General features: G+C 43.5%; 17 protein-coding genes. 7 read left to right on the plus strand and 10 right to left on the minus strand.

Annotation, left to right across the window (positions count from 1 at the left end):
* The first annotated feature begins 225 nt into the window (after window positions 1–225).
* From CC97_RS07195 to CC97_RS07205, 3 genes are all read left to right on the plus strand, one after another.
* Window positions 226–804, plus strand: coding sequence for a DUF1836 domain-containing protein (locus CC97_RS07195; RefSeq protein WP_044974420.1), 579 nt, complete (start codon window positions 226–228; stop codon window positions 802–804).
* Window positions 805–1,224: 420 nt separating this feature from the next.
* A complete protein-coding gene (locus tag CC97_RS07200) occupies window positions 1,225–2,115 on the plus strand; it encodes a prohibitin family protein (RefSeq protein WP_044974421.1) in 891 nt (296 codons plus the stop codon).
* A 15-nt stretch (window positions 2,116–2,130) separates the two neighbouring features.
* Window positions 2,131–2,763 (plus strand): thiamine diphosphokinase, encoded by a 633-nt coding sequence (locus CC97_RS07205; RefSeq protein ID WP_044974422.1) that lies wholly within the window; start codon window positions 2,131–2,133, stop codon window positions 2,761–2,763.
* Between the two features lie 226 nt (window positions 2,764–2,989).
* Here CC97_RS07205 and CC97_RS07210 read toward each other — a convergent pair whose 3' ends face one another.
* The 4 genes from CC97_RS07210 to CC97_RS07225 form a co-directional block, all read right to left on the minus strand.
* Entirely contained in the window at window positions 2,990–4,357 is a 1,368-nt protein-coding gene (locus tag CC97_RS07210) for a carbohydrate-binding domain-containing protein (protein WP_347493864.1), read from the minus strand.
* Between the two features lie 10 nt (window positions 4,358–4,367).
* Window positions 4,368–5,279, minus strand: coding sequence for a carbohydrate-binding domain-containing protein (locus tag CC97_RS07215; protein ID WP_044974424.1), 912 nt, complete (start codon window positions 5,277–5,279; stop codon window positions 4,368–4,370).
* A gap of 307 nt (window positions 5,280–5,586) precedes the next feature.
* Window positions 5,587–6,765 carry a GH25 family lysozyme gene (locus CC97_RS07220; protein WP_044974425.1) on the minus strand — a complete coding sequence of 393 codons (1,179 nt, stop codon included), beginning with the start codon at window positions 6,763–6,765 and terminating at the stop codon, window positions 5,587–5,589.
* Between the two features lie 223 nt (window positions 6,766–6,988).
* Window positions 6,989–8,587, minus strand: coding sequence for an ATP-binding cassette domain-containing protein (locus tag CC97_RS07225; RefSeq protein WP_044974426.1), 1,599 nt, complete (start codon window positions 8,585–8,587; stop codon window positions 6,989–6,991).
* Window positions 8,588–9,071: 484 nt separating this feature from the next.
* On the opposite strand from CC97_RS07225, the gene CC97_RS20930 reads away from it, so the two are divergent.
* The 4 genes from CC97_RS20930 (at window position 9,072) to CC97_RS07240 (ending at window position 12,332) form a co-directional block, all read left to right on the plus strand.
* The gene (locus CC97_RS20930) at window positions 9,072–9,389 is read left to right on the plus strand and encodes a response regulator (protein ID WP_278245327.1); all 318 of its coding nucleotides are present in this window, start codon (window positions 9,072–9,074) and stop codon (window positions 9,387–9,389) included.
* Between the two features lie 82 nt (window positions 9,390–9,471).
* Window positions 9,472–9,747: a winged helix-turn-helix domain-containing protein gene (locus CC97_RS20935; protein ID WP_242848203.1), complete on the plus strand. Its 276-nt coding sequence runs from the start codon at window positions 9,472–9,474 to the stop codon at window positions 9,745–9,747.
* Complete coding sequence (locus tag CC97_RS07235; protein ID WP_049962747.1) at window positions 9,744–11,114, plus strand: HAMP domain-containing sensor histidine kinase; 1,371 nt, start codon at window positions 9,744–9,746, stop codon at window positions 11,112–11,114. Before CC97_RS20935 ends, CC97_RS07235 begins: the two co-directional genes overlap by 4 nt.
* Window positions 11,115–11,297: 183 nt before the next feature.
* The gene (locus tag CC97_RS07240) at window positions 11,298–12,332 is read left to right on the plus strand and encodes a bifunctional glycosyltransferase family 2/GtrA family protein (RefSeq protein WP_044976856.1); all 1,035 of its coding nucleotides are present in this window, start codon (window positions 11,298–11,300) and stop codon (window positions 12,330–12,332) included.
* A gap of 72 nt (window positions 12,333–12,404) precedes the next feature.
* On the opposite strand, the gene recN is transcribed toward CC97_RS07240, so the two are convergent.
* From recN to CC97_RS07270, 6 genes are all read right to left on the minus strand, one after another.
* The gene (recN, locus tag CC97_RS07245) at window positions 12,405–14,072 is read right to left on the minus strand and encodes a DNA repair protein RecN (protein WP_044976857.1); all 1,668 of its coding nucleotides are present in this window, start codon (window positions 14,070–14,072) and stop codon (window positions 12,405–12,407) included.
* An 80-nt stretch (window positions 14,073–14,152) separates the two neighbouring features.
* Window positions 14,153–14,590: an arginine repressor gene (gene argR / locus CC97_RS07250; protein WP_044974427.1), complete on the minus strand. Its 438-nt coding sequence runs from the start codon at window positions 14,588–14,590 to the stop codon at window positions 14,153–14,155.
* Complete coding sequence (locus tag CC97_RS07255; RefSeq protein ID WP_044974428.1) at window positions 14,590–15,450, minus strand: NAD(+)/NADH kinase; 861 nt, start codon at window positions 15,448–15,450, stop codon at window positions 14,590–14,592. Before CC97_RS07255 ends, argR begins: the two co-directional genes overlap by 1 nt.
* Window positions 15,447–16,250: a TlyA family RNA methyltransferase gene (locus CC97_RS07260; protein ID WP_044974429.1), complete on the minus strand. Its 804-nt coding sequence runs from the start codon at window positions 16,248–16,250 to the stop codon at window positions 15,447–15,449. Before CC97_RS07260 ends, CC97_RS07255 begins: the two co-directional genes overlap by 4 nt.
* 111 nt (window positions 16,251–16,361) lie before the next feature.
* Window positions 16,362–18,074: a 1-deoxy-D-xylulose-5-phosphate synthase gene (gene dxs / locus CC97_RS07265; RefSeq protein WP_347493530.1), complete on the minus strand. Its 1,713-nt coding sequence runs from the start codon at window positions 18,072–18,074 to the stop codon at window positions 16,362–16,364.
* Window positions 18,075–18,242: 168 nt separating this feature from the next.
* The gene (locus CC97_RS07270) at window positions 18,243–18,689 is read right to left on the minus strand and encodes a divergent PAP2 family protein (RefSeq protein WP_044974430.1); all 447 of its coding nucleotides are present in this window, start codon (window positions 18,687–18,689) and stop codon (window positions 18,243–18,245) included.
* Window positions 18,690–18,734: the final 45 nt, after the last annotated feature.

Below are 18,734 nucleotides of genomic sequence, written 5' to 3' on the forward strand. Positions count from 1 at the left end.
TTTAAAAAACTTTAAAATTTATAGAATAAACGAGATATTTTCATAATTCAGACTTAAAACAGCAAATTTCAGCCTGAAATCCGCAAAAATCGGTTTGCGGTTCACGTGAACTTATGTTATAATCATATCATCACATAAAGAGTTTATGTGATGAATGAATAAGGTTGTTAGAACGTTTTTAAAGTTTGAATGACTTATTAAATTCAAAACAAAGGAGTCAGAAAAATGATAAAAACAATACCGGGTACAACACTTCAGTACTCAGAAAAAGTTAAAACGGAAGCTTTCTCACTCATTTCTCCTATACTTTCAGCTACAGGAGGATTAACCTTATCACAGCTTTCGAAACTTACCGGACTGGGCGGATCCACCATCCAGAACTGGATCAAGCGTGGATGGGTCGTAAACATTCCGGGCAAAAAATACTATGAGGTACAGGTAATACGTATCCTTCTCATCAACATGCTGCGCGGAACAATGCAGCTTGAAAACATTGCGGTTCTTATGAATTATATCAACGGTAAGGTTGAAGACACAAGCGATGATATAATTCCGGATATCGATCTCTACAATATATTCTGCACGATAATCTGTGAACTGGATGAGAAAAAGATATTTGAATCTGAACCTATTCGTGCGACGATCAAAGAAGTAATCAAACACAACGACAATTATGTCAAGGAGCAGGAAGAAATACTTGAAAACACGCTTTTCATTATGACTCTTGCATACCAGTCTTCCCTCATAAAGGCGCAGCTTGAAGCCGAGTACGAGCGACTGGATATAAAGAAATACAAGCTGTGAGGAACAGATAAAAACATCCTCCGGCAGGGAAAGAACAAAAGAGAGAAAAACATTTTTTATAGGAAAATAAAAGAGATATAAGAGAACAAAAGAAGAACACAAAATAAGAAAAACAAAAGCCAGAAGAACAAAAGAAAAAAGAAAAAGAAAAACAAAAGTCAAAATAAGAACAAAAGAAAAAAGCAAAACAAAAAAGTCAAAATAAGAACAAAAGAAACACAGAAAAGAAAATTTCAAAAAGAAAAAAACACAAAACGAGAACAAACAACGGTATTGAACGTGAAGAACAGAGGAAAAACCCGAATAACAACCGGAAGACAACAGCAAAACACAGGAAAAATCAGCTGATCATCCCCGTATTTCACAGATCTGAAAAGGATCTGTGATTTGATCAGCAGCCATTTAAAGGAGAGACCGGACATGAAAGAACAGACATATGTAAACATGAAGGAAGTAAACAAAAAATCAGGAAAGATCGCAGGCGGCATTATTGCCGCTGTGGCAGCTGTTATACTGGTTTCATCATCAGTTGCTATCGTTCCTGCAGGACATACAGGCGTTGTACTTACCTTAGGCAAGGTATCGAACAGTTCATATCAGGAAGGATTTCACCTGAAAGCTCCTTTAGTACAGTCAGTTGAAATGATGTCCAACAAGATCCAGGTCTATGAGGCAAATGCGACAGCAGTTTCAAAGGACCTGCAGTCAGTTGTAAGCAACATTGCAGTAAACTACAAGATCAGCAGCGACCAGAGTGCAAAGATCTACCAGACCATCGGACGCGATTATGAGAGCATTATTCTCATGCCTGCGGTACAGGAAAGCATGAAATCTGTAACAGCAAAGTACACAGCTGAGGAACTCATTACAGAACGTGCAGTAGTTGGCGAAGAGATCAAGACAACACTTGAACAGAAGGTAAAGGACTACGGTATCATAATCGAAAAGTTCAATATAGTAAACTTCGATTTTTCATCTGAGTTCAATGCTGCTATCGAAGCAAAGCAGGTTGCTGAACAGAATCTCCTTAAGACAAAGACAGAACAGCAGCAGGCTATTGTAATTGCTGAGGCAGAAGCAAAGAAAAAGACAATTGCAGCCGAAGCTGCAGCACAGGCAACACTTACCGAAGCAAACGCTCAGGCAGAAGCCAACAGGCTCCTCAACGAATCACTTACAGATCTTGTTATTAAAAATGAGCAGATTTCAAAGTGGAACGGCGAGCTTCCTAAGGTTGTATCAGATGCATCTGCACTTTTTGACATCGGCCTTTCAGACACCGGCGCAGCCGCTCCTCAGAACGGTCAGTAAGGTGACTTAAGACTCATGGCAGAAAAATGTTTTATAACCGGTGCAGGTTCGCACTACTCAGGCGATGATTTTACTCCGTCTGCAGATGATCTTGTTATCGCTGCTGACGGAGGATATATCTTCAACAGCCTGCAGAAGATAAAGACAGATATACTTATCGGAGACTTCGATTCTCTGGGAGAACAGAACACAAACTATACAGGAGAAGTTATAAAGCTTAATCCTGTAAAAGATGAAACTGACATGCTGTGCGCAGTCAATGCAGGTCTTGAAAAAGGCTGCAGCGAGTTTCACATTTTCGGCGGTACAGGCGGAAGAAACGACCACACCTTTGCAAACATTCAGGTACTCAACTACCTTGCCTGCAAAGGCAAAAAAGGTTTTCTGTATGCGGAAAATGAGATAATGACTGTCATACATGATTCAGAAATAAACTTTAACAGCGAAATGACGGGCTTTATTTCAGTTTTTTCACTCGATACAGAGTGTGAGGGCGTCACTGAAAAAGGTCTTAAATACACTGTAAATGATTATCATATGGATAATCGCTTTCCGATAGGTGTAAGCAATGAATTCTGCGGCACTGATTCCTCCGTCAGCGTCAGAAAGGGTTCACTGCTTATAATCTATCCACGATACAACTTCTGAAATATTCAGGAAACACTGATCAAACAGGAAATCCGGCTTCGCCGGATTTCCTGAGGTGGGATTACGGGGCTTCGCCCCGAACCCCTCGCTGATTTATGCATAAATCAGCGTTTCCTTAACAAAAGAACCCGTAACTTAAGATTTAAGCCACTTAAGTTACGGGTTCTTTCTGTTTATACTTTCGTTAAGATGATCTCATATCTCTGTATGAAACTGCTGTTCCGATTTACTGCCACTGGAAACCGCCGAATCCGCCTGAAGCTCCCTGCTTCATGAGTTTCGCATTAACAGTAAATTCAGCAACCTTTTCTCCGTTTACGTTAATTGTATAGCTGCCGCCCATCTGGATGTCAGGTGAGCTGATGACTGCACACTTGAAAGCGTTCTCGGACTTGTATGAAAGAAGTTCCTTTCCGCTTCCGTCAAGAAGTGTTACCGTGCTGCCGCCGTTGTACTTTGTTGAACCGTTCCAGTAAAGTGAATACTGCTGCGATTCATTGCACGGAAGTTCGCCGAGGCCAGGACCGCTGACACCGACAAGGATACCGCCGTTGGCAAAGATCTCGCCGTCTGCGTCGATAGCTGAGTCAGGACCGTCAACAGATCCTTCAGCATATACCTTGCCTCCGTTGAAGTACATGTGACCGTTCGAGTCGATACAGTCACCTTCTGCTGTATTTGTAACATACGCATGGATAGTACCGCCGTCTATTTTGATAAAGCAGTTCTCATTAGCTACGAAAGGAGTTTTTACGCCCTTTTCACCTGCATTGACAGCATCGTCAAAAGCATGGATAGTGATATCACCGTCCGTGATATGTACCTTCATGGCTTCAAGACCTTCATAGCCGTCCTTTACAGTTATCTTACCGCCGCTGACGTTAAGAATGCTGTCACAGTGAACAGCGTCATCTGCTGTTATTACTGTAATGTCTCCGCCTTTGATCTCGAGTATATCACTGCAGTGGATGCTGTCATCAGTTGAATTAATGTTTATCGTGCCGCCGTTTATTGTTATTGAGCCGCCGATCTGAGCTTCACCGTTACCTGCCTTTATACCCTTGGCACTGAATTCGAGCCCGAGGTCGTGACCGCTGTCATCCCAGCTGAAGCCGCCAGGGAATCCTCCCCAGCCACCCTGCTGACCCTGACCGTCCTGACCAGGCATTGTCCAGCCACCCTGCTGTACGCCGCCGTTCGGATCATTCTGTCCAGGCATTACAAATCCGTTCTGACCGCCATTCTGACCGTCCTGTGCAGGCGGTGTGAAACCGCTCCAGTCGAAACTGCTCCAGTCCATGCTGCTCCAGTCCTGAGCTGCCGGCTGCTGGTCTTCACCGGCCATAGCATTTCCCCAGTTCCAGCCCTGACCAGGTCCCTGCTGTCCGCCCGGCTGTCCCTGCTGTCCCTGCTGAGCCTGCTGACCGGATGATTTGTACTCTGATCCTACATAAGTCTTTATGGTTATGTCACCGCCGTTTACAGTAACTGCTCTTACTGCCTGGATACCGTCAGAATGTGCTTCCACGCTAACCTTACCGCCGTTGATCTCGATAGAGCCCTTGTTTTCATCCTTTGTATTTGTAGCTCTGATACCGTCACCGTCAGTAGTTTTTTACTGTTACGCTGAGATCATCATAAGCTTCGTCGTCAGCATCGCCGATCTTAACTGAATCCTTGCCTCTGATACCGTCATCCTTGGCATTTACTTCTATTGTACCGTTAAAGAGCTTGAGATCGTTTGTAGTAACGATTCCGTCAGCTGTATTTCCGTTTACAGTGAGTTTACCCTTGCCCTTGATCTTCAGATCATCGCGCGAGAAGATGGCAGCCTTGATTTCACTTACCTTGCCGTCATTCTCGTATGTGTCGGTATGGGAAGTACCGTCTGAAATAACGTTTTCCGTACCCTTCTTAGCTGAAATAACACACTCGTCAGCAACTGATGCAACATAAACCGGTGCGGAAGTGCTGTTTGAAAGTGTAAGTCCGTTAAAGTTAAGTGTCACCTTGCCTTCAGGATAAGTAGTCTTGTCAACGTCAACAATGATCTGGCCTGTATCAGATTTACCTGAGAATGAGTATTCGCCAGGCTGCTTAACTGTTACAGCCGCTCCGCTTACTGTCAGAGCCGGACTTGATGTTACCTTGTTTCCGTCTGCGTCAGTAAGTGATACTGATGTGCCGTCAAATACTACGTTTACTCCTTCGCCGTCAGTCTTTCCTGCTGGCTCTGAAGACACTGAACCGCCTGAAAGCCTGTTTTTCATAAGGACGAAATCGATGATGCTGATTTTTCCGTCTCCTGAAAAATCGCCTGCTTTCCAGTCCTTAAGTTCCTTTCCTGTGATAAACCAGTTCTGAAGTGCAACAATGTCAGTGGTGTTAAAAACTCCGTCTCCTGTTACATCTCCTGAAGCAGCTTCTGCTGCGGAAACTGCAGGACCTGCAGTCATAACCGAGCTCAGAATTATTGCTCCTGCCAGTGCAGATGATAAAAACTTCCTGTTTCTCATGTTCATTAACTCCTTCATGTCGGGGATTTATACTGCTGCCGTTACAAACAGGGTGGAACCGAAACGACTGCAGAATATTTTATTGTATTTATATTCTATTATACATTTCTTAATTGATTCTTAAAAAATCGAAATTTATTTGTGGCTTTTTTGTGACAAATAACGGAACAAGGAACATAAAAAAACCGTTCAGATTTTCAGTAAATGAAAACTCTGAACGGTTTATCAGTATTATTCTGTTATGTGATTTGACTGCAACGGACTTAAATAATATTATTCCTTTGCTGTATCTCAGGAAAATACATCATCAGAATCCGTTGATATGAAGTGCTTTCATTATTTCAGGATAATCCTTGTATGAAATATCAAGATCAACATATCCGGAGTTCTGTTTCAGTATGTCAATGCCGTCTTTTCTGCCTTTTTCTGAATGCTGCCATATTCCACACGACAGACCAGGTCCGCTGGTGTTATAGCCGGCACACCAGATATCGAATTCATCAGTTACACGGCTTCTTTCAAGAAATCTTGTTGAGAAGTCTGAATTGGTGTAAAGCATCGAATAATATCCGCCACGCTCGATTGTTCTTAAGAAACCGAGAATCGCATCAGTAAGCGCAGTTTTGTCATAACGCAGCGGATTACTCAGATTTTCTATTGCTGTATATTCATAGTCACATGCTACCGGATATTCAAGCTGATAATCTGAAACTGTTTTAAGGCACGCCTGAGCCTCAGCTATAGCCTCATCATAGGATGTCGCTTTTGAGAACCAGTAAACACCGCAGTTTAGTCCTGCTGCTTTTGCGCCCTCAATGTATTCATAAAATGTATCGGAAGTTCTTGTTCCTTCACCGGCTTTTATCATTACGAATTCAACACCGTCGTCGCGAAGGCGTTCAAAGTCGATCTTACCCTGCCATCCTGATATGTCAACACCATTTCTCTGCTTTGGTGAAGGCAGTTCAGGAACTGAAGTATCTTCTTCTGTTTCCTGAGGTTCAGTGACTTCTTCAGTCTGCTCAGTTTCTGCCGGTTCTGTTGTTTCCGGTTGAGCAGCCTGCGTTTCAGCCTCAGTTACTGCAGCCTGTTCAGCAGCGATCCTTGCAGCTTCTTCGGCTGCCTTCTTTTCTTCTTCTGCTTTCTTTTCTTCAGCTGCTTTTCTTTCCTCTTCGGCTTTCTTTTCTTCCTCTGCTTTTTTTCTTGCTTCCAGTATTTCAGCTTTCTTTTTGCTTCGTGCTTCCTTTATCTGTTCTGCGTCCTTTTCATCGAACACACCGTCAGAATTGAAGTCAAATCCCGGAAGATAGATATTCTGAAATATTGTGTTTATACCCGGGCGGGTACTTTCAGCTGCTTCCTCGCACACGCGGTAAACAGGGCCGATAAAGGCCTCTTTCTGTGATTTCTGCTCCGGAACATCCGAAACACCTCCGCGAAGTGCGGCTACGGAATATACGGCTGAAATCATAAAACTTAAATTCATGATGTTTTTCTCTCCTTTTTACGTCAAGAGGTTCGTATAATTCGTATATAAAGCATAAATCATAGCTCTATTATATCAAAAAATCTTTTTAAAGTCAAATTAAAAATTGTGAAAAATATATAAAATTGTGTTTTAGTCGTCATCAGAAAGACACGTAAAAATTCGAAAAGTAATTTAAAGATTTACTTATAATAAGTATTTTCTCTGAAAATACAGGTCAGCATCAGCTTCTGTTTTTCTTGAAGTCAAGATATTCTTCGTAAGTACCGAGCCTGTCGATTATTCCGTCAGGGGTAATCTCGATAATTCTGTTTGCTACAGTCTGGAGAATTTCATGGTCGTGTGAGGTAAAGAGCACCACACCCTTGAAAGTCTCAAGGCCGTTGTTAACTGCTGTGATGCTTTCGAGGTCAAGATGGTTGGTAGGCTGATCAAGAACGAGAACATTCGAACCGAAAAGCATCATTCTTGAGAACATGCATCTGACCTTTTCGCCGCCTGAAAGGACATTTACAGGCTTGTAGACATCGTCACCGGAGAAGAGCATTCTGCCGAGGAATCCACGGAGATAGGTATCTGTCTCGTCGTTTGTGGAATACTGTCTTATCCAGTCAATGATAGAAAGTTCACATCCGTCGAAATATGCTGAGTTGTCCATCGGGAAGTAAGAAGTAGATGTGGATACGCCCCACTTGAAGCTTCCTGAATCCGGCTGTTCCTCTTCCATGAGGATCTTGAAAAGCATTGTAAGAGCACGTTCATTTTCTGAAACAAATGCTATCTTGTCCTCACGTCCGACTGTGAAACGGACGTTCTTGAGAAGAACTTCTCCGTCTTCTGTCTTGCATATGTCGTCAACTGAAAGGATCTCCTTTCCGAGTTCCCTGTCAGGAGTGAATCCGATGTACGGATATTTACGGCTTGAAGCCGGCATTTCCTCAACAGTGATCTTTTCAAGAAGCTTTCTTCTTGAAGTAGCCTGGTTTGACTTTGACTTGTTTGCAGAGAATCGCTCGATGAATGACTTGAGTTCCTTGATTTTTTCCTCAGCCTTTTTGTTCTGCTGCTTGATCATACGCTGGATGAGCTGGCTTGACTCATACCAGAACTCGTAGTTACCGACATACATTTTGATCTTTGTATAGTCGATATCGACAATGTGTGTGCAGACATTGTTGAGGAAGTGTCTGTCATGGGATACGACAAGAACTGTACCGAAGTAATCTGCAAGGAAATCCTCAAGCCATCTGATAGCGTCTATGTCAAGATGGTTGGTAGGCTCGTCGAGAAGGATAATATCCGGATTGCCGAAAAGTGCCTGTGCAAGAAGCACCTTTACCTTTTCGTTACCGGTAAGTGAAGACATCTGCATGTAGAGCATGTCCTCGGAAAGATCAAGTCCCTGAATGAGCTTTGAAGCGTCTGACTCTGCTTCCCATCCGTTGAGTTCAGCAAATTCAGCTTCCAGTTCAGATGCCTTTACGCCGTCTTCCTCTGAAAAATCTTCCTTGGCATACAGTGCATCCTTTTCCTTCATTATGCTGTAAAGTCTCTCGTTGCCCATGATTATTGTATCGAGAACTGTATATTCTTCATATGCAAAGTGATCCTGTTTGAGCACTGACATGCGGGCACCTTTTTTGATGGATACCTCACCCGTGGTTGGTTCAAGATCTCCGCTGAGCACTCTTAAAAAAGTCGATTTTCCGGCACCGTTGGCACCAATGATACCGTAGCAGTTACCGTTTGTAAACTTAAGATCAACATTCTTGAAGAGAGTCGAACCGCCAAACTGAACACTTACATTTGAAACTGTTATCATTTGTAAATAAACTCCTCTGTAATTTTAGTCAGATGCAGTACAAAAAGCATCCAGTTTATATTATACCAGTTAACCGTTTTTTAATCAATTCGTTTAACATACGAATAACAGCCTTAATAATCACGGTTTTTCGGCACTTATCCTCTCCGAAAAAATTTGTTCGTTTCAAAATATGCTTTTTCCACAAAATCTATTGACAATTACTCGTTCATATGCTATAATAGTGACAACGAACAGATGATAACTTAGTCAGTCATCTGTTTGCGCTCAAGATTTTTTCATCAACTTTTCTAACTCTTTTTTCATCACCTTATCCGCTTTGGAAGCGGAAAAATTCTCCGGTTTCATCACCGGAGAGCAGCATCGCACTGATCCCCCGTCGGTGCGATGCTTATTTTATGTCCGTTTCAGGTTGTTATGTATACCTGTTTATGATATAATTGCTTTATGATCAGATAATATTTTTATTTAAACAGGAGATATTATGAAATTACTTATAGCTGAAGATGAAAAATCACTTAATGATGTTATAACGAAAAAGCTTGATCACGAAGGATTCAGCACTGAAAGCTGCTATAACGGTGCAGATGCGCTTGACCGTCTTCTGTACGCTGATTATGATCTGGCTGTTCTTGACATTATGATGCCTGAAATGAGCGGCACGGAAGTGGTGACAAAACTGCGCAGGGAAGGAAAAACAGACTCCGGTTATTTTTCTTACTGCAAAGGACACCTTAAACGACAGGATCACCGGTCTGAATCTCGGAGCCAGCGACTATATTGTAAAACCGTTTTCATTTGACGAGCTTATTGCCCGTATACACGCCGTTCTGAGGACCGCTTCCGGCAGCATTTCTGAGTCAGTGACTCTGGGCGGACTTACAGTGCACACTGACAGCCATATCACCGAGCTTGACGGAAAAGAGATAACACTTACCGGCAAGGAATACGACCTGCTTGAATTTCTCATGATAAACAAAGGACGTATCCTCAGCAAGGCAAAGATCTTAAGTCACGTCTGGGGATATGACTACGAAGGCGGTGACAAGATCGTGGAAGTCTATATGAACTATCTGCGTAAAAAAATAGATTCCGGCCGTGATGAAAAGCTTATTCATACAGTACGCGGCATAGGATATGTAATGAAGGTGGAAAAATGAAACAGCACGCAGTTGATCCTAAAACACTCAAACCGCGTTCACTGAAACTGAAAATGTCACTGTGGTATACCTTTATCCTGCTCATGATCTGTATCGTGTTTATGTCAGTGATACTAAGCATCTACCGCTCAGCTGAAAGAAAGACTGCAATTTCCACACTTGAAAAAATAGTTGACGACACGGCTCTTAACACCAGCAGAACAGATTCACTTATAAACGGCAGTTCGGACTACAGCGACTTCATAGCTGATGACGTTCAGCTCATGATATATGACGGTGACGGAGAACATGTAGCTGGTTTTTTCTACCCTGAACTCGACAGTCTGCCGCTGACATCCGGTACGGTACCGTCAAAAACGGAACTTGGCGGCAACAGCTACTACTATGTAAACAGACTTGTGAAAAATTCCACGAACGCCTACTACATCCGCGGAATAATCGCAGCGGAAAATGATCTTTCCGAAATGATAAAGAGTCATAAGGAAATACTGGCTACCGTTCCGGTGCTTCTGGTAATGGCGCTTATCGGAGGATATTTTCTGACACGAAGCTTTCTCAAGCCGGTAAGAAACATGCGGCGCACTGCTGACGAGATACGGAAAAGCAGTGATCTTTCAAGGAGAATTCGTACAAACGGACGCGGTGATGAGCTGGACGAATTAGCAAAAGTTATCAACGCGATGTTCGACAAACTTGAAAATGATTTTGAGGCGCAGAAGCAGTTTACATCCAATGTCTCGCACGAACTGCGCACACCGGTATCTGTGATACTTGCACAGTGTGAATACGGATTTGACCGGGCTGATGACCCGGAGGAACTTCTTCAGATAATCGCATCCATACAGGAACAGGGATATAAAATGTCCGGACTTATAAACACCATGCTTATGTTCACGAGGATCGAACAGGGTACGGAAAAGTATCCGAAATCGGAAAACGATCTGACAGGAACGGTACACGGTCTGTGTGAGGATATGCGGATAATCGATGAAAAAAACACCGAAATATCGGAGGATCTTGATGACATCACTGCAAATGTAAATAAGGAAATGTTCAGTCTTATGGCCGGAAATCTTATTCAGAACGCACTGAAATACGGAAAAGAAAACGGACATGTAAGTGTATCACTTAAATCATCCGGTGATTATGCGGTCCTTAAAGTCACCGATGACGGTATCGGTATACCGGATGAGGATATGCCTCACATCTGGGAACGCTTCTACCGCGCAGACAAATCACGAAGCACAAAAGGCACCGGGCTCGGTCTTGCTCTTGTAAAGGAGATCGCCGAATATCACGGAGGATATGCCGAAGCTGAAAGCAGCGAAGGAAAAGGAAGCTGCTTTACAGTAAAGATCAGAAAATAAAAAAATTATTTTTTCTAACCTTATTCTAACCTTTGAACTGTAGAATAATAATCACAGAAGGAAACCGTGAGCAATTCACAAAGCAGTGAAGCTGCAGGTATAAAACCGCAGTCTCCGCAGCTCCTGTTTCCCGATTCATCACAGGTTATCAGACATAAAACAGTTTTAAGGAGAAGAATAAATATGAAAAATACAAAATACATCGCTGTTATACCAGCATACAAGCCAGGCATGGAAATGACAGAAACAGTCCGTGAACTTAATGAAGCAGGTTTTGAGGTCATCGTAGTAAACGACGGAAGCGGAAATGAATACGATCATGTATTCGGCATTGCACGCGGACTTACCACAGTTCTTGAGCACGATGTCAACAAGGGCAAAGGTGAAGCCATCAAGACAGGTATCAGATATATCCGTGAACACTATGCAGAACCTTTTATCATCGTTACAGCCGATGCTGACGGACAACACAAAACCAATGATATAATCCGTGTATGCAGCGAAGCCGAAGCACATCCTGACAGTCTCATCCTCGGAAGCAGAAAATTTGAGGGCGATGTTCCGTTAAGAAGCCGCATGGGCAACGCCATCACAAGAATGGTCTACAGGATCTCCTCCGGCGTAAAAGTATTTGACACACAGACCGGCCTCAGGGCTTTTGACAGCAGCCTTTCTGAACTGATGCTTGAAATAAACGGCAGCAGATACGAATACGAAATGAACGTCCTCATGGAAATGTCCGGCCGCTCAGTACCGATAAAGGAAGTGTGGATCGAAACAGTTTATCTCAATGACAACTCATCCTCACACTTCAGCACCGTAAAGGACTCCTTCAGGATCTATAAAGAGATACTGAAATATTCAGCATCATCATTCATGTGTTTCCTCGCTGACTACGGACTTTTCTGTGCACTTTCACTTCTCACCGGTTCCGCAGTTTACTCAAACATAATCGCAAGGATCTGCAGCAGTCTCTTAAACTTCGGAGTAAACAGAAAATTCGTATTCTGTTCCGAAACCAGATTCTCTTCATCAGCACTTAAATATTTCTGCCTTGCAGCAGTAGTCCTTCTTCTTAACACCCTTATTCTCCGCGCTCTCGCAGCCATCGGCATCAGCACATACGTCGCAAAGCTTATGACGGAACTGATCCTTTTCGCTTTCAGCTATATCATGCAGCAGAAGTTCGTTTTCAAGAAGACTAAGGCGACGGTGTGAATAACTGACTGAATACATAACAGCAAAAGCTGATATACACTGAAAATGATCCGTGTATATCAGCTTTTTATATCATTTTTTTCTTCTGTTTGTATCAAGCAGTTCTTCCGCGTTTTTCAGCATCAGTTCACTTGGGTTTTCGCCGCTCATTATTCTTGCTATTTCGCGTATACGGCCTGCTTTGTCAAGCTTTGTTACGTCAGTAGCTGTGCGGTCACCTTTGGTCTTCTTTTCAATGAGAAGATGATTGTCCGCCATTACTGCTATCTGTGAAAGATGCGTTACACAGAGTACCTGACGGTGGGCGCTTATTTCCTGAAGCTTGATGCCTATCTTCTGCGCTGCACGTCCGCTTACACCGGTGTCGATCTCGTCGAATATGAGTGTCGGGATGTCGTCCTGGTCAGCTAAAACCGTTTTAAGTGCGAGCATGATTCTTGAAAGTTCACCGCCGGATGCAATTTTTGCAATTGGCTTCGGCTCCTCACCCTTGTTTGCAGAGATCAGAAATTCAACAGAATCCATTCCGTTTGTGGAAAGTTTGCCCTTTTCATTTTTCACTTCAATGATCACATTCGGCATGTCGAGAAATTTCAGTTCCTCAGCAACTCTGCTTACGAATTTTTCAGCTGTACGCGCACGGTATTCCGAAAGTTTTTTCGCTTTCTCAGTCGTCTCTTCCAGCAGGCGTTTTCTTTCAGCTGTAAGCTTTTCGATCATCTCAGAGCTGTTTTCCATGCTGTCAAGCTCTTCAGCTGCTTCCTCGTACATGGTGATGACTTCATTCAGTCCCCTGTTGTACTTGCGCTTCAGAGTGCTTATGATGTCACGGCGTGCAGAAATAGTACTGAACGTCTCTTCATCTATTTCAAGAGATGAGGCACAGTGGGAAAGCTCGGAGGCAATATCGGAAAGTTCTATGTTTATTGAATGGATCCTTTCCAGAAGGGCCACGGCCGGTGAATAAACATCTGTAACACCTTCAAGAAGTGCCTCAGTATCATTCAGCCCGGAAACAATGCATTCATCATCACTGCTTATGCAGTTCTTCGATGCCATGAGTGCCTCGATTATATCAGTGCTGTTTTTCAGCATTCTGTATTCTTCTTCTATCTGGATATCTTCATCCGGTTCAAGTTCAAGAGGCCCTATCTCATCAACGACCGTCTGAAGATATATCATACGGTCAGAAGCCTGCTGTTCAAGCTTTTTCAGCTCTGCAAGCTTTCTTGCACACTGCTGAAGTTCACGGAAACTTTTTCTGTAGTCTTCAATGAAACTGTCATCGCCGCCGAAGCTGTCGAGAATTGCAATGTGGCGTTCAGGTGCCATGAGTATCTGATTGTCGTGCTGACCGTGAATGTTTATGAGCACCGCACCAAGCTCACGCAGAACAGATACTGTTGTTGCCCTGTTGTTTATTCTTGCAATGCTTCCGCCGTCAGCGTGTATCTCTCTTGTCACAGTTATCTCATCGTCAGAGTAACTTATTCCAAGTTCATCGAGCTTTGCTTTGACACTGTCGGAAAGATCTGTAAAAAGAGCAGTGATAAGTGCCTTTTCGCTTCCCGTACGGACAATATCCTTCGTAACTCTCTGACCAAGGACAGCATTAATACCGTTTATAAGAATAGATTTACCTGCACCGGTCTCACCGGTAAATGCGTTGAAATTTTCTTCCAGAGGGATCGATGCATTCTTTATGACTGCAAGGTCCTCAATGTATAGTTCCCTAAGCAAATTAGCTCCTCTTTTCTTTCTGTTTTCCTCATTCTCTCTCAGCAGACCGTGCTGATACATTCACTGTATACAGCTGTACATCAGCCCGTCATCTTCTTCAGTTTCTGCATGAACTGTCTTGCATTCTCCTCGTTTCTGAGAAGTATAAAAATCGTGTCGTCTCCTGCTATGGTACCAAGCACCTGCGGATAATCCATTGAATCGATCATGGCGCAGGCTGCCTGTGCCATACCTGTATGACACTTGATAACAACCATATTCATGGCATAGTCAACGCTTATTATTGTCTGAAGGAGCAGGTTGGAAAACCTTGCATCAGTATTTCCTGACTGTATGTACCTGTACTTTCCCTCGTCATTTACAGCCTTCACCAGTCTGAGTTCCTGAATGTCACGCGAAACAGTAGGCTGTGCGGCCCTGAAACCTTCTTCAGCAAGAAGCAGCTGAAGTTCTTCCTGGGTCTCAACGTCTTTTGCCGCTATTATCTCAAGGATCTTTTTCTGTCGTTTATTCTTCATCAGTTCCCTTTCAGCGATCTCATAAGCTTTCTGTTAAGTGAATCGTAAAACGTAATTCCGGTCATGTCGATGAGCTTTATCTTGCAGGCAGATTTTCTGACAACAAGTCTGCTTCCGCTCCGCAGCACTACAGGTTCATTGCCGTCAACTGAATAGCCTATCTGAACTTCCTCCGGTGAATGATGAACAAGTGTTATCACACTGTCAGCATTAAAAATCATCGGACGGACGAAAAGTGAGTGAGGACAGACGAGATTCATTTCAAGACATTCAAGTTCCGGCTCAATTATCGGACCGCCTGCTGAAAGTGCATAGGCAGTTGAACCTGTAGGTGTACTGAATACGACACCGTCACCCAGATAGCTTCCGATAAGATTATCACCGACATAAACATCAAATTCCATGATCTTTGAATAACGGCTTGTGACCACAACGTCATTCAGTGCACGGAAAATTTTCTTTCCGTTTTCGCCTTCATTTTCCACAGCAAGAAGCATTCGTTCCGAAATTTTGTAATCACCGGAAAAAAGCTTTTCAAGGATCTGAAGATTATCCTTTTCAACCGACGCCATGAATCCGAGGCGCCCCGTGTTTATGCCAAGAAGCTTAGTATCCGTGCCGGTCATGGCAGAAGCGCACTTAAGGATCGTTCCGTCTCCGCCTATGGCAACGGCAAAATCCGCTTCTTCCGCAAGCTTTCTGAACTCACCGTATTCTATGTTTCCGAGTGATGAAAAAGTTTCACGGTACATGCTGTCCATGAAGATCTCAGCACCGAGTTTTCCGAGAATACCGCATACATCGAGCGTACAGCTGTACGCATCCTTTTTCTTTAAATTTGGAAAAATAACTATCTTCATTTTTCTTTTCCTAACGCCTCTCTTACAAGTTCGTCTGCACTGAATGAAACCGGAACACAATTTCCGCCGGTGTGTTTAAGATACATAAGATACTCCGCATTTCCGGTACCGCCTTTTATCGGTGAAACACAGATACCCGAAACGCAGAATCCGCATACTGACGCAAATTTCGTCAGATCACTTATGACCTGTCTGTGGACTTTCGGATCCTTTACAACACCTTTTTTGTTCAGATTTGATTTTCCTGCTTCAAACTGCGGCTTGATAAGAACGACCGCTTCGCCGTTTTCCGAAAGAATTTCCTTTATTTTAGGAAGAACAAGCTTAAGCGAAATAAACGAAACATCCGTTGCAATGAAATCAGGCTGCTTTTTAAAATCATTTACGACTGTTTCACGGATGTTTGTGTTTTCCATGTTCACAACACGCTCATCTGAAGCCAGTTCAGGTGCAAGCTGACCGTGTCCGACATCAAGAGCGTACACTTCAGCGGCACCGCCTGAAAGCATTACTTCAGTAAACCCTCCGGTAGATGCACCTATGTCAAGACAGACTCTGCCCTTAAGATCAATTTCAAAAGCAGAAACCGCCTTTTCGAGCTTAAGTCCGCCCCTGCCGACATAACTGTGATCCTCACCAGTCACCTCAAGCACATTTTCATCAGTGACTGTAAAAGCAGGTTTTGCACACGTTCTGCCGTCAACAGTTACAAAACCGTTTTTTATAAGCTGTCTTGCACGTTCGCGGCTTCTGCATAGGCCGCGTTCAAAAAGTTCAACGTCGAGTCTGTTATCAGACATAGATCATTCTCCCTGTCAGAAAGCACTGATTTATTCATAAATCAGTGCAGGGATACGGGGCGAAGCCCCGCATTCCCTCCTGCCGAAAATCCGGCTTCGCCGGATTTTCGGTCAGCTTATTGTTTCCTTAACTTTATCGATAACTGAATCGGTATCAAGACCGTATTTTTTCAGCTGACTTGTCACAGAAGCCTGTTTTATAAATCCTTCAACAGCAGTGATGCTGAATCTGCCGCAGAATCCTTCACTGCATACAGCACTGAGAAGATGTTCGGCAATTCCTCCGCTCTTCATGCCTTCCTCAAAGAAAAAGATATTACTGTATGATGCTGCTTTCTTTACCATTTCACTGTCAAGCGGCCAGATCCTGTTAAGCTTCAGTACGTCACACTTTAACGAATACATATTTTCAAGTATGTCAGAAGCTCTTATTACGTTTTCAGCTGTTCGTCCGTAGCTTACGAGAAGAGCTTCAGCACCTTCACGTTCTGTAAATGAATAGTCAGAAAACTCCGTCTGCTTCTCTCTTTCCGTACAGTCCTTTCCGCGCGGATAGCGCAGACATACCAGACCTTCAAGTTCACCGACAGCTCTTCTGAGATCATACTTAAGCTCGTCATATCCGGACGGTGAAAAGACTGTCACACCCGGTACAGATGTAAGCATCGGCACATCAAAAACACCCTGATGTGTCTCACCGTCTTCACCAACAAATCCTGCCCTGTCGATCCCGATGACCATATGGCAGCGCGAAAGAGCCGCATCATGCACGATCTGATCATATGCACGCTGAAGGAATGACGAATATACGGCAAATACAGGTACCATTCCCATACTTGCAAGTCCGGCGCAGTAAGTTACTGCATGCTGTTCAGCTATACCGACGTCAAAGAATCTTTCCTTGTACTTTGCAGCGAAGAACTGTAATCCTGTACCGTATTTCATAGCTGCCGTGACAGCGCATATTTTATCATTCTCACCTGCAAGTGATGCAAGCTCACGTCCGAACTCAGATGAAAATGAATCAACACTGCTTACTTCAGGGTTTCCTGTAGCAATGTCAAAACGCGGAATACCGTGATACTCACCCGGATTTTTTTCAGCAGGCGTATAGCCCTTTCCCTTTATGGTATTTACATGTACAAGAACCGGCTTGTGCATAGACTGTGCAACTTTGAGCACAGCCTCAACTGCTTCAATGTCATGTCCGTCAACCGGTCCGAGATATTCAAAGCCGAGATCCTCGAACATGGTGTTGCCCTTGAGTACAACTCCCTTGATCGCGGATTTTGAAGCGCTGAGCACCTTGCTTATAGGCTGTCCGACTACCGGTGTCTTTTTCAGTACCTGATCGACGGCATTCTTTGTGTTCATGTAGCTTTCCTTGTTTCTGATAGCGGAAAGATACTTGGCAAGAGCGCCTACGTTCTTTGAAATGGACATGCCGTTATGGTTGAGGATAACGATAAGATTGCTGTGACTCTTGCCTGCGTTGTTCAGTCCCTCATATGCAAGGCCGCCGGTAAAGGCACCGTCACCTATCACTGCAACAGCGTGATTGTTCTTGTTTTCAAGTTTCATCGCCTCGGCAATTCCGCAGGCTATCGAAATAGATGTGCTGCTGTGACCGCTTACAAACGCATCATGTTCAGATTCGTCAGGTTTAGGAAAACCTGAAATACCGTTTTCCTGACGCAGAGTGGAAAAACGGTCAAGACGGCCTGTCAGGATCTTGTGAGTGTATGTCTGGTGTCCCACGTCCCATACGATCTTGTCTTCAGGCGAATCGAAGACTCTGTGGATCGCAACTGTCAGCTCGACCACTCCAAGATTTGATGCAAGATGACCGCCGTTTTTTTGAAACAGTCTTGATCAGAACATTTCTTATATCCTTGCACAGATCCCTGCACTCATCTATGGAAAGAGCCTTAAGTCCTCCCGGAAGGTCAAGCTTTTCGAGTTTAGTTTCGTTCATTTTTTTTCAACTGCCCTTTATTTTATCGGGAAGAAAAATCCGACAAGTGTACCGACAACGGCACCGCCTATAACCTCGATCGGAGTATGTCCGAGGAATTCATTAAGATCCTTTATTCCGACCTTTTCTGAATTTTCTTCCTTTATTCTGAAATTAAAAAGTCTGTTAATCGTATTGAGTTCTTTGGCATGAAGGCCTGCTGCATGTCTTACATTCAGCGCATCATAGATGACTACAGCAGAAAATACCGCTGCCACACCGAAAACTGAAGAATGTACTCCGTCAATACGTCCTGTTGTCACAAGCGCTGCTATTACCATTGCTGTATGTGAACTCGGCATACCTCCTGCACCTATCATTCTTTCATACGCAACTTTTCTGTTTTTTACTGCATGTATAAGTGTCTTGAGAACCTGAGCTGTAAACCATGATGCAGCACTTATAATTAAAATATTGTTAAACATAAATCATACTTCCCTTAAGTTCCACTTAGAGCCGATCCCCATAAA

The organism is Ruminococcus sp. HUN007, assembly GCF_000712055.1.
Taxonomy (GTDB): domain Bacteria; phylum Bacillota; class Clostridia; order Oscillospirales; family Ruminococcaceae; genus HUN007.

Bases quoted from the DNA above. Each gene is read 5' to 3' on its own strand.
- CC97_RS07205 (WP_044974422.1), top strand. From the start codon at position 2,131: ATGGCAGAAAAATGTTTTATAACCGGTGCAGGTTCGCACTACTCAGGC.
- CC97_RS07215 (WP_044974424.1), bottom strand. From the start codon at position 5,279: ATGAGAAACAGGAAGTTTTTATCATCTGCACTGGCAGGAGCAATAATT.
- CC97_RS20930 (WP_278245327.1), top strand. From the start codon at position 9,072: ATGAAATTACTTATAGCTGAAGATGAAAAATCACTTAATGATGTTATA.
- CC97_RS07260 (WP_044974429.1), bottom strand. From the start codon at position 16,250: ATGTCTGATAACAGACTCGACGTTGAACTTTTTGAACGCGGCCTATGC.
- CC97_RS07195 (WP_044974420.1), top strand. From the start codon at position 226: ATGATAAAAACAATACCGGGTACAACACTTCAGTACTCAGAAAAAGTT.
- CC97_RS07200 (WP_044974421.1), top strand. From the start codon at position 1,225: ATGAAAGAACAGACATATGTAAACATGAAGGAAGTAAACAAAAAATCA.
- CC97_RS07220 (WP_044974425.1), bottom strand. From the start codon at position 6,765: ATGAATTTAAGTTTTATGATTTCAGCCGTATATTCCGTAGCCGCACTT.
- CC97_RS07240 (WP_044976856.1), top strand. From the start codon at position 11,298: ATGAAAAATACAAAATACATCGCTGTTATACCAGCATACAAGCCAGGC.
- CC97_RS07255 (WP_044974428.1), bottom strand. From the start codon at position 15,450: ATGAAGATAGTTATTTTTCCAAATTTAAAGAAAAAGGATGCGTACAGC.
- CC97_RS07235 (WP_049962747.1), top strand. From the start codon at position 9,744: ATGAAACAGCACGCAGTTGATCCTAAAACACTCAAACCGCGTTCACTG.
- CC97_RS07270 (WP_044974430.1), bottom strand. From the start codon at position 18,689: ATGTTTAACAATATTTTAATTATAAGTGCTGCATCATGGTTTACAGCT.
- argR (WP_044974427.1), bottom strand. From the start codon at position 14,590: ATGAAGAATAAACGACAGAAAAAGATCCTTGAGATAATAGCGGCAAAA.
- CC97_RS07225 (WP_044974426.1), bottom strand. From the start codon at position 8,587: ATGATAACAGTTTCAAATGTAAGTGTTCAGTTTGGCGGTTCGACTCTC.